Origin of the sequence: Variovorax sp. 3319, from assembly GCF_031456585.1 — a bacterium.
Taxonomy (GTDB): Bacteria; Pseudomonadota; Gammaproteobacteria; order Burkholderiales; family Burkholderiaceae_C; genus Variovorax; species Variovorax paradoxus_P.
The window spans coordinates 233,492-247,640 of record NZ_JAVDUZ010000006.1; the positions used below are offsets into that span (position 1 = coordinate 233,492).

The window sequence follows — 14,149 nt, forward strand, 5'->3', positions numbered from 1 at the left end:
CGGGCACATGCGACACCTGAAAGACCTCCCCGTATTGATCCTCGGCCTTGGTGCGTCCGGGCTGGCGATGGCGCGCTGGTGCGCACGCCACGGCGCGCACGTGACCGTGGCCGATACGCGTGAGGCGCCCGCGCTGCTTGCAACACTGCGCGCGGAGCTGCCCGAGGTGACCTTTGTCGGCGGACCGTTCTCGGCTGCGCTGATCGAAGGCACGCCGATCCGGGCCATCTACCGTTCGCCGGGCCTTTCGCCCGCCACGATTGCACCGGTCGCCGATGCGGCGCGAGCCGTGGGACTGCCGGTCGGCGGAGAACTCGATCTCTTTGCGCGTGCGCTGCAGGATCTGCGAACCGTCGAAGTACCGGCGGCGGAAGCGGACCCTGAAGCTGAAACTCCGGCCGAGGTTGAGCCCGTCGCAGAGCCGCCCGTGGAAGTCGCCGAGCCCGAAGCACAGGCCGAGCTGGCGCTGGACGCCGAGCCGGCGGAAGCCGCTGCGCCTGTCGAGCAGGCCGGCGTTCCTCCCGAGTCGGCAGCGGCTCCGGAGGCAGCCGAAGCCGCGGAGGCGCCTTCCGAAGTGCCTGACCCGGCCGAGCCAGTCCAGGGCGAGCCGGAGGGCGAACCCGTCCCCGCGATGGCCGAAGCCATGCCGCGCGATCCCTCGCTGAGCGTTCCTGTCTTGCCGCCAGCGGACGAAGCACCTGCGGAACAACCGCTGGACGCGCCCGCCGCGTCGCCGGGGCCCGCCGCTGCATCCAGGCTGCCGAGCACCGGCAAGCCCTACGTGCCTACAGCGGCCAGGGAAGCCGCAGAGTTCGTTGCCAAGATTGCCGAGCTCGCCGCCTCCAACCCGGCTTCCGCGGCCGTCGAGGAAGAGCCGACGGCCCAGCTCCCCTTGGTGCCGATCGAAGAGCCGCCTGCCCCCAAGGGCTACACGCCCGCCGTGCTCGCCATCACCGGCACCAACGGCAAGACCACCGTCACGGCGCTCACCGGCCAGCTCGTCGAGCGCGCCGGCAAGACCGTGGCCGTGGCGGGCAACATCGGCCCAACGCTGCTCGACACCCTGGCGGAGCACATCGACGCCGAGACGCTGCCCGACGTGTGGGTGCTCGAACTCTCGAGCTTCCAGCTTGACGGCGTGCAGGGCTTCGAGCCCACCGCCGCAACGGTGCTCAACCTCACGCAGGACCATCTCGACTGGCATGGCGACATGCCTGCCTATGCATCGGCCAAGGCACGCATCTTCGGCGCGCAGGGCCTCATGGTGCTGAACCGCGACGACCCGGGTGTGATGGCGATGCTGCCCGCGCCTGTCAGGGTCAAGCTGCAGCGTCCGCAGATTCGCACTCACATTACTTTCGGCAGCGCAATGCCGCTTCGTCCTGGCGACTACGGTATCGAGCGTGTCAACGGCATGGCCTGGCTGGTGCGCGCGCTAGAGGCCGACGAAACGCAAAAGCGCAAGCGCGGCGCGGTGGTCGAAGAAGAAATCTTTCTCCAGCGCCTGATGCCCGCCGACGCCTTGCGCATCCGCGGGCGCCACAACGCAATGAACGCCCTCGCGGCGCTTGCCCTTGCCAGCGCCGCCGATTGCCCGCTCGGCCCCATGCTTTACGGCTTGCGCGAGTACCGCGGCGAACCGCATCGCGTCGAACCGGTCGCGCTGGTGGACGATGTCGAATACTTCGACGACAGCAAGGGCACGAATGTGGGCGCCACCGTTGCCGCGCTGAACGGCCTTGGCGAAGACCGGCGCGTGGTGATCATTCTTGGCGGCGAGGGCAAGGGGCAAGACTTCGATCCGCTCGCGGAGCCCGTGCGCCAGTTCGCACGCGCCGTGGTGCTCATCGGCCGCGATGCGCCGCTGATCGAGCAGGCGCTGGCTTCCACCGGCGTTTCGCTCATGCACGCCGGTTCGATGGAAGAGGCCGTCAACCTGGCCGCCGCGCGCGCGAACCCGGGCGATGCCGTGCTGCTGTCACCAGCCTGTGCGAGCTTCGACATGTTCAAGGACTACGAGCATCGCGCAGCGGTGTTTCGCGAAGCCGTGCAAACGCTGGCGGACAACCCGCGCGAAGCGGCCTCGTCGAACGATTCCGACTTTTCTTCGGGAGACCCGGTTTGAACACTGCAACCGCCGGCGCCACGCCCAACACCAAGCCCCGCCGTTTCGGCGGCTGGTTCGGGCGCGCGCGCAGCGGCATCGACGCCTTGCCCATGCACCTGCCGGTGCGGCTGGGCGGCGCCGGCATCACGCAGACCAAGGCCGCGCCAATGCGCGTGCTGGGTTTCGACCAGGCATTGGTCTGGGTGACTGTCGCGTTGCTCACCTGGGGCTTGGTGATGGTGTACTCGGCCTCCATAGCGCTGCCGGACAACCCGCGCTTCGCACGTGCGGGCTATGGCCCGGTGTTCTTTCTCACCCGGCATGCGGCCTCGGTGGCGTTTGCGTTCGTCGCAGCCCTGCTGGCCTTTCAAATTCCGATGAAGACCTGGGAGCGTTCCGCGCCCTGGCTCTTCGTGGCCTCGCTGCTGCTGCTGGTGGCGGTGCTCATTCCGCACATCGGCATCAACGTGAACGGCGCGCGCCGGTGGCTGCCGCTTGGCTTCATGCGCTTTCAGCCGTCCGAACTCGCCAAGCTCGCAATGGTGCTCTATGCCGCGAGCTACATGGTGCGCAAGATGGAAATCAAGGAGCGCTTCTTCCGCGCCGTGCTGCCCATGGGCATTGCCGTGGTGGTGGTGGGCATGCTGGTCATGGCCGAGCCCGACATGGGTGCCTTCATGGTGATTGCCGTGATTGCCATGGGCATCCTGTTTTTGGGCGGCGTGAACGCGCGCATGTTCTTCGTCATTGCCGCCCTGGTGGTGGTGGCCTTCGGCACCATCGTTGCCACCAGCCCATGGCGGCGCGAGCGCATTTTTGCCTACCTCGATCCGTGGAGCGAGGAGCATGCGCTGGGCAAGGGCTACCAGCTTTCGCACTCGCTCATTGCCATCGGCCGCGGCGAGATCTTCGGCGTGGGCCTGGGCGGCAGCGTCGAAAAGCTGCACTGGCTGCCCGAGGCGCACACCGACTTCCTGCTGGCGGTGATCGGCGAAGAGTTCGGCCTGGTCGGCGTGCTGCTGATCATCGGCATGTTCCTCTGGCTGACCCGCCGCATCATGCACATCGGCCGCCAGGCGATTGCGCTGGACCGCGTGTTCTCGGGGCTCGTGGCCCAGGGCGTGGGGGTGTGGATCGGCTTTCAGGCCTTCATCAACATGGGTGTGAACCTGGGCGCGCTGCCGACAAAGGGGCTGACGCTGCCGCTGATGAGCTTTGGCGGCTCGGCCATCCTGATGAACCTCGTGGCGCTGGCGGTGGTGCTTCGTATCGATTATGAAAATCGTGTGCTGATGCGCGGAGGCCGCATATGACCGGCCGCACCGCACTCGTCATGGCCGGCGGCACCGGTGGCCACATCTTTCCAGGGCTCGCGGTCGCCGAGGCCTTGCGCGAGCGCGGCTGGCGCGTGCACTGGCTGGGCGCGCCCGGCAGCATGGAAGAAAAACTGGTACCGCCTCGCGGCTTTGCCTTTGAGCCGGTCCAGTTTGGCGGCGTGCGCGGCAAGGGGCCGCTCACGCTGTTCCTGCTGCCGCTGCGGCTCTTGCGCGCCTTCTGGCAAAGCTTTGGCGTGGTGCGCCGCGTCAAGCCCAATGTGGTGGTGGGCCTTGGGGGCTACATCACATTTCCGGGCGGAATGATGAGCGTGCTGCTCAACAAGCCGCTCGTGCTGCATGAGCAGAACTCGGTCGCAGGCCTTGCCAACAAGGTTCTCGCGGGCGTGGCCGATCGCGTGTTCACCGCTTTCCCCAACGTACTCAAGAAAGCGCAGTGGGTGGGCAATCCGCTGCGCGCGGCGTTCACGTCGCAACCTGCCCCGGCCGTGCGCTTTGCGGGCCGCAGCGGTCCGCTCCGACTGTTGGTGGTTGGCGGCAGCCTGGGCGCCAAGGCGCTCAATGCCGTGGTGCCGCAGGCGCTCGCGCGCATCGAGCCGGGCACCCGCCCGCGGGTGCTGCACCAGAGCGGCGCCAAGCAGATCGACGAACTGCGCGCCAACTACGCCGCGGCCGGTGTCGAGGGCGAGCTCACGCCGTTCATCGAAGACACCGCGCAGGCCTATGCAGACGCCGACATCATCGTCGCGCGCGCCGGGGCCAGCACCGTCACAGAAATCGCGGCCGTCGGCGCAGCAGCGCTGTTCGTGCCTTTTCCTTCGGCGGTCGACGACCACCAGACCACCAACGCGCGCTTCCTCGTCGATGCGGGCGGCGGCTGGCTGGTGCAGCAGACCGACCTCACACCTGAATTGCTGGCTGACTTGCTACAGAAAACCGAGCGCACTGCGCTGATCGATAAGGCCGCCAAGGCCAAAACCATGCAGAAGACCGAAGCCGTCGAGGCGGTCGTCCGCGCCTGCGAGGAGCTTGCCAAGTGAAGCATGCAATTCGTCATATCCACTTCGTAGGCATCGGCGGCTCGGGCATGAGCGGCATTGCCGAGGTGCTGCTCAACCTGGGTTACCGCATCACGGGTTCCGACCTTGCCGACAGCGCCACGCTGCGGCGGCTCGCCAGCCTGGGCATCGGTACCTTCGTTGGGCATGCCGCCGCGCACATCGAGGGCGCCGACGCGGTCGTCACGTCTACCGCGGTGCAGTCGGACAACCCTGAAGTTCTTGCGGCGCGAGAAAAGCGCATTCCGGTGGTGCCACGCGCCATGATGCTGGCCGAACTGATGCGTCTGAAGCAGGGCATTGCCATTGCAGGCACGCACGGCAAGACCACCACCACCAGCCTGGTGGCAAGCGTGCTCGAAGCCGCGGGGCTCGACCCGACCTTCGTGATCGGCGGGCGCCTCAACAGCGCCGGCGCCAACGCGCAGCTCGGCAGCGGCGACTACATCGTGGTGGAGGCCGACGAATCCGACGCTTCGTTCCTGAACCTGCTGCCCATCATGGCGGTGGTCACGAACATCGACGCCGACCACATGGAAACCTACGGGCACGACTTCGCGAAGCTCAAGAAGGCGTTCGTCGATTTCCTGCACCGCATGCCGTTCTATGGCGTGGCGATCTTGTGCACCGACGATCCGGCGGTGCGCGACATCGTGGGCGAGGTCACCTGCCCGGTCACCAGCTACGGTTTCGACGAAGGCGCGCAGGTGCGCGCGGTAGACGTGCGCGCCGTGGGCGGGCAAATGCATTTCACGGCGCAGCGCCGCAACGGCGTCACGCTGCCCGACCTGCCCATCGTGCTGAACCTGCCTGGCGAGCACAACGTGCGCAACGCGCTGTCGGTGATCGCGGTGGCGGTGGAGCTTGGTATTCCCGACGAGGCAGTGCAGCGCGGGCTGGCCGGCTTCAAGGGCGTGGGCCGCCGCTTCCAGAGCTATGGCGAAGTTGCCGTGCAGGGCCAGGCGGGCGTAGACGCACCGGGCACCTACACCGTGATCGACGACTACGGGCACCACCCGGTCGAAATGGCCGCGACCATTGCCGCCGCGCGCGGCGCGTTCCCAGGCCGCCGGCTGGTGCTGGCCTTTCAGCCGCACCGCTACACCCGCACGCGCGACTGCTTCGAAGACTTCGTGAAAGTCATCGGCAACGCCGACGCCGTATTGCTGGGCGAGGTGTATGCAGCGGGCGAGCCGCCCATCGTGGCCGCCGATGGCCGCTCGCTGGCGCGCGCCCTCCGCGTGGCCGGCAAGCTGGAGCCGGTGTTCGTGGACGACATCAATGCCATGCCACAGGCCATTGTGGACAACGCGCGCGCCGGCGACGTGGTGCTTTGCATGGGTGCGGGCTCCATTGGTGCGGTGCCGGCCAAGGTTGTCGAAATTGCCACCGCGGCTAGCGGCGCGGAGGTTGCCCCATGACTCTTCAAGATCCAAAGCAATTCGGCAAGGTTGCCGTGCTGTTCGGTGGAAGCTCCGCCGAGCGCGAAATTTCCCTCATGTCCGGCAACGGCGTACTCGAGGCGCTGCGTTCGCGCGGAGTCGATGCGCACGCATTCGATCCGGCCGAGCGCGATCTGGTCGAGCTTCGGCGCGACGGCTTCGCGCGTTGCTTCATTGCGCTGCACGGTCGGCATGGCGAAGACGGAACGGTGCAGGGCGCGCTCGAGTTGCTTGGTATTCCCTACACCGGCTCAGGCGTGATGGCTTCGAGCGTGGCCATGGACAAGGTCATGACCAAGCGTATCTGGCAGGCCGACGGACTGCCGACGCCCAAGTATGTGCGCTTGGCCTTCGACCAGCAAAGCCGCGAGCAGATCCGCGCCGTGCCCGACGTGCTGGGGCTGCCGCTTATCGTGAAGCCGCCGCGCGAAGGTTCCTCGATTGGCGTGACCAAGGTGGAGGGCTACTCGCAGATGCAAGACGCCGTCGCGCTTTCGGCCAGGTACGACGCCGACGTGCTGTGCGAGGAGTTCATCGAGGGCGAGGAAGTGACCTGCGCCGTGCTCGGCAGCGGCCTCGATGCGCACGCCTTGCCGGTGGTGCGCATTGCCGCGCCCGAAGGTGCCTACGACTACCAGAACAAGTACTTCACCGACGACGTGAAGTACCACTGCCCAAGCGGCCTGCCGCAAGCCGAAGAGTATGAAATCCAGCGCATCACGCTCGCTGCCTACCGCACGCTCGGCTGCCGCGGCTGGGGCCGTGCCGACGTGATGATTCGCGCGAGCGACCGCAAGCCCTTCCTGCTCGAGATGAACACGTCCCCCGGCATGACCAGCCATTCGCTCGTGCCGATGTCGGCGCGCGCATCGGGCATTGCCTACGAAGACCTGTGCCTGCGCGTGCTGGCATCGGCCTCTCTGGACGCCAAGGGGGGAGCGCAATAGCCATGGCCGACAGCATCCCCGCGCCTTTCGACGTCAAGCTCATGAACATCGTCTCGAACCTCGCGTTCGCGGTGGTGGCACTCATGCTGCTGGCGGCGGGTGCATGGTGGGTGCTGCGGCAGCCTTTCTTTCCCATTGCCGGGATCAAGGTCGACGGTGACGTGACGCACAACAACGAAGTGACCCTGCGCGCGAATGTGGCGCCCCAGCTTTCGGGCAACTTCTTCACGGTCGATCTTGCCCGCGCGAGAACAGCCTTCGAGTCGGTGCCCTGGGTGCGCAAGGCGGTGGTGCGGCGCGAGTTTCCGAACAAGCTGCGCGTGACACTGACCGAGCAGGTGCCCGTGGCCAACTGGGGCGACGAAGCGGGCTCGAAGCTGATCAACGGCTTCGGCGATGTGTTCGAAGCCAACGTGGCCGAGGTGGACGACCGCCTGCCGCGCCTGGATGGCCCCATCGAGCAGGCCGGCCAGGTGCTGGGCATGTACCGGGTGATTGCGCCGATCTTCCAGCCCTACGACTTCAGCGTCGACGAGCTCACGCTCTCGAGCCGGGGCAGCTGGAAGGTGGTGCTGAACAGCGGCGCAGAAATCGAGCTTGGCCGCGGCCAGCCCGAAGAAGTGGCTGCGCGTGCGCAACGTTTCCTGAAGACCGTGACCCAGGTCGCGGGCCAATACCACCGCACCGCGGCGGACGTCGAAGGGGCCGATCTGCGGCACAACGACGCCTATGCGTTGCGCCTTCGTGGCGTCACCACGGTCGTTACCGACCCGAAGACCAAGAAGAAGTAAATAGCGAATACCGAGGACATTCAATGCCCAAAGAATACAAAGACCTGGTTGTCGGACTCGACATTGGCACCGCCAAGGTGATGGTGGTGGTGGCCGAGGTGCTGCCCGGCGGCGAACTCAAGCTGGCCGGACTCGGCATTGCGCCGAGCAACGGCCTGAAGCGCGGCGTGGTGGTGAACATCGATGCGACTGTTCAAAGCATCCAGCAGGCCTTGAAGGAGGCCGAGCTGATGGCCGACTGCAAGATCAGCCGCGTCTACACGGGCATTACCGGCAGCCACATCCGCGGCATCAATTCGAGCGGCATGGTGGCGGTGAAGGACAAGGAAGTGACGCCGGCCGATGTGGCCCGCGTGGTGGAAACTGCGCGCGCCATCAACATCTCGAGCGACCAGCGCCTGTTGCTGGTGGAGCCGCAGGAGTTCGTGATCGACGGCCAGGACGTGAAAGAGCCGATCGGCATGAGCGGCATGCGGCTCGAAGCCAAGGTGCACATCGTGACCGGCGCACAGAGCGCGGCCGAGAACATCATCAAGTGCGTGCGCCGCTGCGGGCTCGAGGTCGACCAGCTGATGCTGAACCCGCTGGCCTCCAGCCAGGCGGTGCTGACCGAAGACGAGCGCGAACTCGGCGTGGTGCTGGTGGACATTGGCGCGGGCACGACCGACGTGGCGATCTTCACCAACGGCGCAATCCGCCACACGGCCGTGATTCCGATTGCGGGCGACCTCATTACCAGCGACATTGCCATGGCGCTGCGCACACCCACCAAGGACGCCGAAGACATCAAGGTCGAGAACGGCTATGCCAAGCAACTGCTGGCCGACCCCGACACGCAGGTGGAAGTGCCCGGCCTTGGGGATCGCGGCCCGCGCATGCTGAGCAAGCAGGCGCTGGCCGGTGTGATCGAGCCACGCATCGAGGAGATCTTCTCGCTCGTGCAGCAGGTGGTGCGCGAGTCGGGCTATGAAGAGGTGCTGTCTTCGGGCGTGGTGCTCACGGGCGGCAGCGCGGTGATGCCCGGCATGGTCGAGCTGGGTGAAGACATCTTCTTGAAGCCCGTGCGGCGCGGCATTCCGAAGTATTCGAGCGCACTGTCCGACATGGTTGCACAGCCGCGCGCAGCCACCGTGATGGGCTTGCTCGAGGAAGCGCGCTTCGCACGCATGCGCGGCTTCAAGGTCGCGCAGAAGAACGGATCGGTAAAGACTGCGTTCGGACGTTTCAAGGACTTCATCGTGGGGAACTTCTGACCATGAATCACTCCCCACTCTGGCTCGCACGCGGCGGTCCTCCCTTGCATTTCTACGAGCGATGGCGGCGCACAGGTCCACCGCCGCGACGACGGCTACGTTGAACTCGTCAAGACACCAGAAAAATTCATAGATACACAACGGCAACTGCAAAATTCAAGGAGTTAGAAATGACCATCGAAATGATCGAAGTCGAAGAATTCAACCAAGGCACTCAGATCAAGGTGATCGGAGTGGGCGGCGGCGGCGGCAATGCCGTTGCCCACATGATGGAGCGCGGCGTGCAGGGCGTTCAGTTCGTCTGCGCCAACACCGACGCGCAAGCGCTCCAGCGCAGCAACGCACACAAGATCATCCAACTGGGCACCAGCGGCCTGGGCGCTGGCAGCAAGCCCGACAAGGGACGTGACGCAGCCGAAGCTGCGGTGGACGACATTCGCGCAGCCATCGACGGTGCGCACATGCTGTTCATCACGGCCGGCATGGGCGGTGGCACCGGCACCGGCGCCGCCCCCGTGATTGCACGCGTGGCAAAGGAAATGGGCATTCTGACCGTGGGCGTGGTGACCAAGCCCTTCGACTGGGAAGGCGGGCGCCGCATGACCAACGCCGACGCCGGCCTGGCCGAACTCGAGGCGAATGTCGACTCGCTGATCGTGGTGCTCAACGAGAAGCTGCTCGACGTGCTGGGCGAAGACATCACCCAGGACGAAGCCTTCGCGCATGCCAACGACGTGCTGAAGAACGCCGTGGGCGGTATCTCGGAAATCATCAACGAGTACGGCGGCGTGAACGTCGACTTCGAAGACGTGCGCACCGTGATGGGCGAGCCTGGCAAGGCCATGATGGGCACCGCAGCCGCTGCCGGCCCCGACCGCGCCCGCATCGCCGCCGAACAGGCCGTGGCTTGCCCGCTGCTCGAAGGCATCGACCTCTCGGGCGCAAAGGGCGTGCTGGTGCTGGTGACCGCGTCGAAGGGCTCGCTCAAGCTGAACGAGTCGAAGCTCGCGATGAACACCATCCGCGCCTACGCCTCGCCCGATGCGCACGTGATCTACGGCGCGGCCTACGACGAAAGCCTGGGCGACCAGATGCGCGTGACCGTGGTGGCCACCGGCCTTTCGCGCGCCGACGCACGCCGCCAGGCACCCACGCTCGAAGTGATTCGTACCGGCACCGACAACATCCCGTTCAACGTGCCGACGCTCGGCACGGGCCATGGCGGCCATGGCGGCCACGGCGTGAGCCAGCCCAACTACGACGGCATGGCGGTTCCCAGCGTGTGGCGTACCAACCGCACGATGGCCGCTGCCAAGGTGGACGCACTGTCGTCGGGCGGCATGGACGACTTCGAGATTCCCGCATTCCTGCGCCGTCAAGCTGACTGAGGCCGGGCCACCGAACGCAGAGGGCACGAAGGTTCGCAAGGGGCACGGGGAAGACCTGAAAGGGACTTCCGCCGGCTCTACGCGCTGCGTTCGCTTCGTGCCCTTTGCGTCCATCGTGGGCGCTTGAAATAGAACCTATGTCTATTGGTGCCATAGCAAGGGGCATAGGCAGCCATGCCCGCCGCGCGCCTAAAATTGCAGGTGTGCTGCAACAAAGAACCCTCAAGTCGATCAGCCGCGCCGTAGGCGTGGGGCTTCACAGCGGACAACGCGTAGAACTCACGCTGCGCCCGGCGCCTGCGGACACGGGCATCGTGTTCCGGCGCGTCGACCTGCCCGAGCCGGTCGACATTCGCATGACCGCCGAAGCGGTGACCGACACGCGGCTGGCTTCCACGGTTTCGACCGGCGGGGCCAAGGTGCAGACCGTCGAGCATTTGATGTCCGCCTGTGCAGGCCTGGGCATCGACAACCTCTACATCGACATCACGGCCGACGAAGTGCCGATCCTCGACGGATCGGCCTCGTCGTTCGTGTTCTTGCTGCAAAGCGCAGGCATCGAACTGCAGAAGGCACCGCGCCGCTTCATTCGCGTGACCCGCAAGGTCGAGGTGCGCGAGGGCGAGGGCGCCAACGAGAAATGGGCGAGCCTGGAGCCGTACCACGGCTACAAGCTGAGCTTCGAGATCGACTTCGATCATCGCGTGGTCAATTCCACCGGCCAGCGCGTGGAGTTCGACCTGGGTTCCGACTCTTACAGCCGCGACATTGCGCGCGCCCGAACCTTCGGCTTTACCAAAGAGGTCGAATACATGCGCAGCAAGGGCCTGGCGCTTGGCGGCGGCTTGGACAACGCCATCGTGATGGACGACACCAAGGTGCTCAATGCCGGCGGATTGCGCTACGACGACGAGTTCGTAAAGCACAAGATCCTCGACGCCATGGGCGACCTGTACATCATCGGCAAGCCGCTGCTGGCCGCTTACACCGCGTTCCGCTCGGGCCATGCGCTCAACAACAAGTTGCTGCGCGAACTGCTGGCCAACAGCGACGCCTACGAGGTCGTGACCTTCGAAGACGAAAAGCGCGCGCCGCGCGGTTTCGGCGAAGTGGCGCGGGCCTGGTAGCGGGTTCTTTTTTCTTCTTCTCACCTCCAGGCAATGCTCGTCTTCCGCTGGGCCATTCTGCTGCTGTTGCTGGTGGCGGGCGTGTCGTTCGCGTTCTATGCCGGAACGGGGCAGGCCAGGTACCGGCGCTTCGGCTGGATCGTGCTCAAGTGGACGCTGCTCGCGGCCTTCGGATTCTTTGCGGTGCTGATCGCCGAACGGGTGGCCTAGCAGCAGGCTGGGCCTGAAACGGCGCTACTACCTCGAGCGGCCTTGCCGGTAAGTGCCGGCATGCGTTTTCGACAGATCGGCCGCCTCGGCCAACCGCGCCATCGAGCGGCCCACCTGCGCATGGGTGATGGCAATGCCGAGCGCGTCGGCCGCGTCTGCGCCGGGCAAGCCGGGCAGGTCGAGCAGGCGCTTCACCATTTCCTGCACTTGCGCCTTGGCGGCCTGGCCATGGCCGGCGACGGCTTTCTTCATCTGCAGCGCGGTGTATTCGGCTACCGTGAGCTTGCTGTTGACCAGAGAGGTTACGCAAGCGCCGCGTGCCTGGCCCAGCAGGAGCGTCGACTGCGGATTGACGTTGACAAAAATGATTTCGACCGCCGAAGCATCGGGCTGGTAGCGCTCTGCGATTTCGGCAATGCCGTCAAACAGCACCTTGAGGCGGGCCGGCAGGTTGCCGCTGCCTAGGTGCCGCGTGCTGATGGTGCCGCTTGCCACGTAGCGCAGCGCGTGGCCGTCCGCGTCCACCACGCCGAAGCCGGTGGTGAGAAGGCCGGGGTCGATGCCGAGAATGCGCATGTCGTCAGACGTTGAAGTACCAGCGGATCGAATGGAAGAAGATGGGGGCTGCAAAGCACAGCGCGTCGACACGGTCGAGCAGGCCATTGGCGCCGGTTACACCCACGCCCTTCTTGCCCCAGTTGGGAATGCCGCGGTCGCGCTTGAGCGCCTTCATCACCAGGTGGCCCATGGAGCCCGCGATGCAGGCAATGAACGACACCGCAAGTGCCTGGCCGAACTTGAAGGGCGTGATGAACGAGAACAGCGCGCCCACCAGGCTGGCCACCACGATGCCGATGCCCCAGCTGGTCCAGTTGAAGCTGCGGCTCACGTTGGGCGCGAAGGGCTTGCGATGGGTGCGGCGCGAAATAACGTGCTGCACCAGCACCGAGGTCTGCACCACGAACACCAGGAAGAAGACGAGAAAGGCGCTTTTGCCCTCGTAGCCCGGAAAGCTCAGCAGAAGCAGCGCGGGCACGTGGCTCATGCCGTAGACGCACACCATGATGCCCCACTGGAGCTTGGCATTGCGCTCCAGAAAATGGCTTGGGTCGTTGGCCAGCGCGCTTGCCACCGGAATGGCAAGGAACACGTAGACCGGAATGAACACGGTGAACAGGTCGAAGCGCGCGGTGCCTACAAGCCAGAACTGGATCGGCAGCACCACGAAGAAGGCCAGGATCAGGCTGCGGTGGTCGCCGCGGCGCGTGGGCGAGAGCGTAATGAACTCGCGAAGCGCGAAGAACGCGATGAGCGCGAACAGCACGGTGGCCACTGTTTCGCCGAGCGCCCAGCCGACCCAGAACACGATCACCATGAACCAGGTGGTGCCCAGCAGCTTGCGGTAGTGTGCAAGCTCGGCTTGCCATGCGGCGTCGTGCACGGGGTTGCGGCGCTCCCTGAAGCTCAGGAAGAGCGCCGTTGTGCTCGCAATCACGAGCAGGCCGAAGACGATGAGGAACAGGGTCGCGACTTGCTGAGTCGGGGTGAGGCTGCGCAGGAACTGGTTCATCGCAAGGTTCCGCTCAGACGTCGCGCAAGGCGATCACCGCGGCACGCGCGCGATCCAGGAAAGGGCGGCGCTCTTCGCCTTCTTCCACGCGGATCGGCGCACCGAACGTGACCGAGCACAAGATCGGCACCGGCACGATCTCGCCCTTGGGCATCACGCGCTGCACGTTGTCGATCCATGCGGGCACCAGCACCACTTCGGGAAACATCGTGGCAAGCGTGTAGAGGCCGGACTTGAACTTTTGCGGCTCGCCCGTGTGGCCGCGCGTGCCCTCCGGAAAGATGATGATCGAGTCGCCGCTGCGCAGCGCTTCGACCAAGGGGGTGAGCGGATCGGGAGCGGGGGCTACGGCCGCGGCCGGTTCGGAAGGGGCAGCTTCCGTTGCTGCGGCCGGCGGTTCGACAGGGGGTGTGATCGGTGGCGCAGGAGGCGGGGGCGCGGGAAGATCGAGCCGCCCCTGCACTTCGTCGAATGCTTCGGGGGTGACATCGACCATGGTCGGTGCCGGTGGGGTCATTGGCAACAGCGGTTCCATGGAAGGCTCGATGCGCTCGGCTGGCGGCGCGACGGCATCGCGTGCCGGTGCGGGTGGCATGTCAGGTTCTGCCCGGGGCGCTGGTGGCACCGCTGAAGCGGGCGCCGTGGCGGCGCGTTCCACATACACCGCATTGAAAACCTCGGTCGTGATCCAGCGCTTGAACGGCGTATTGGCCCAGTAGTCGCGCGCCGCAATGGGCCGCGTGATGCTGCGCAGCTCTTCGGGCAGGGCGGCCCAGATCATCACGAGATCGGCGTGGCTCTGGTGATTTGCGAAATAGATGCGCTGCTCGGCCTTGGGCGGGCAACCATACCAGCGTGCCTGGGCACCCGTGAGCAACCGGACGATTCCCAACAACAACCAACCTGTGAGCTTTGCCAGCAT

At 65.8% G+C, this 14,149-nt stretch carries 13 protein-coding genes; 10 read left to right on the forward strand and 3 right to left on the reverse strand.

Annotated features, from left to right (window positions below):
• The first annotated feature begins 7 nt into the window (after window positions 1-7).
• The 10 genes from murD to J2X67_RS14490 all read left to right on the forward strand — a co-directional run bounded on the left by murD (window position 8) and on the right by J2X67_RS14490 (window position 11,657).
• The gene (murD, locus tag J2X67_RS14445; protein ID WP_309953983.1) at window positions 8-2,125 is read left to right on the forward strand and encodes a UDP-N-acetylmuramoyl-L-alanine--D-glutamate ligase; all 2,118 of its coding nucleotides are present in this window, start codon (window positions 8-10) and stop codon (window positions 2,123-2,125) included.
• Window positions 2,122-3,420 (forward strand): putative lipid II flippase FtsW, encoded by a 1,299-nt coding sequence (ftsW, locus tag J2X67_RS14450; protein ID WP_409050496.1) that lies wholly within the window; start codon window positions 2,122-2,124, stop codon window positions 3,418-3,420. The genes murD and ftsW overlap by 4 nt, the downstream gene beginning before the upstream one ends.
• Window positions 3,417-4,481 carry an undecaprenyldiphospho-muramoylpentapeptide beta-N-acetylglucosaminyltransferase gene (murG, locus tag J2X67_RS14455; RefSeq protein ID WP_309953984.1) on the forward strand — a complete coding sequence of 355 codons (1,065 nt, stop codon included), beginning with the start codon at window positions 3,417-3,419 and terminating at the stop codon, window positions 4,479-4,481. Before ftsW ends, murG begins: the two co-directional genes overlap by 4 nt.
• Complete coding sequence (gene murC / locus J2X67_RS14460; RefSeq protein ID WP_309953985.1) at window positions 4,478-5,920, forward strand: UDP-N-acetylmuramate--L-alanine ligase; 1,443 nt, start codon at window positions 4,478-4,480, stop codon at window positions 5,918-5,920. The genes murG and murC overlap by 4 nt, the downstream gene beginning before the upstream one ends.
• On the forward strand, window positions 5,917-6,888 hold the full coding sequence (locus J2X67_RS14465) for a D-alanine--D-alanine ligase (RefSeq protein ID WP_309953986.1): 972 nt from the start codon (window positions 5,917-5,919) through the stop codon (window positions 6,886-6,888). The genes murC and J2X67_RS14465 overlap by 4 nt, the downstream gene beginning before the upstream one ends.
• A gap of 2 nt (window positions 6,889-6,890) precedes the next feature.
• Window positions 6,891-7,679, forward strand: a complete 789-nt coding sequence (locus J2X67_RS14470; RefSeq protein ID WP_309953987.1) for a cell division protein FtsQ/DivIB — start codon at window positions 6,891-6,893, stop codon at window positions 7,677-7,679.
• Window positions 7,680-7,702: 23 nt separating this feature from the next.
• On the forward strand, window positions 7,703-8,932 hold the full coding sequence (gene ftsA, locus J2X67_RS14475) for a cell division protein FtsA (RefSeq protein WP_007832444.1): 1,230 nt from the start codon (window positions 7,703-7,705) through the stop codon (window positions 8,930-8,932).
• A 170-nt stretch (window positions 8,933-9,102) separates the two neighbouring features.
• Window positions 9,103-10,320, forward strand: coding sequence for a cell division protein FtsZ (gene ftsZ / locus J2X67_RS14480; protein WP_309953988.1), 1,218 nt, complete (start codon window positions 9,103-9,105; stop codon window positions 10,318-10,320).
• A gap of 203 nt (window positions 10,321-10,523) precedes the next feature.
• Window positions 10,524-11,447 carry a UDP-3-O-acyl-N-acetylglucosamine deacetylase gene (lpxC, locus tag J2X67_RS14485; RefSeq protein ID WP_281147929.1) on the forward strand — a complete coding sequence of 308 codons (924 nt, stop codon included), beginning with the start codon at window positions 10,524-10,526 and terminating at the stop codon, window positions 11,445-11,447.
• A 33-nt stretch (window positions 11,448-11,480) separates the two neighbouring features.
• Window positions 11,481-11,657, forward strand: a complete 177-nt coding sequence (locus J2X67_RS14490) for a hypothetical protein (protein WP_281147930.1) — start codon at window positions 11,481-11,483, stop codon at window positions 11,655-11,657.
• Window positions 11,658-11,684: 27 nt separating this feature from the next.
• On the opposite strand, the gene ruvC is transcribed toward J2X67_RS14490, so the two are convergent.
• Genes ruvC through J2X67_RS14505 form a run of 3 tightly spaced genes read right to left on the reverse strand, consistent with a single transcriptional unit; the run spans window position 11,685 to window position 14,149 of the window.
• A complete protein-coding gene (ruvC, locus tag J2X67_RS14495; protein ID WP_126747934.1) occupies window positions 11,685-12,233 on the reverse strand; it encodes a crossover junction endodeoxyribonuclease RuvC in 549 nt (182 codons plus the stop codon).
• 4 nt (window positions 12,234-12,237) lie between these two features.
• The gene (locus J2X67_RS14500) at window positions 12,238-13,227 is read right to left on the reverse strand and encodes a phosphatidate cytidylyltransferase (protein WP_309953989.1); all 990 of its coding nucleotides are present in this window, start codon (window positions 13,225-13,227) and stop codon (window positions 12,238-12,240) included.
• 13 nt (window positions 13,228-13,240) lie between these two features.
• Window positions 13,241-14,149, reverse strand: coding sequence for a 1-acyl-sn-glycerol-3-phosphate acyltransferase (locus J2X67_RS14505; protein WP_309954090.1), 909 nt, complete (start codon window positions 14,147-14,149; stop codon window positions 13,241-13,243).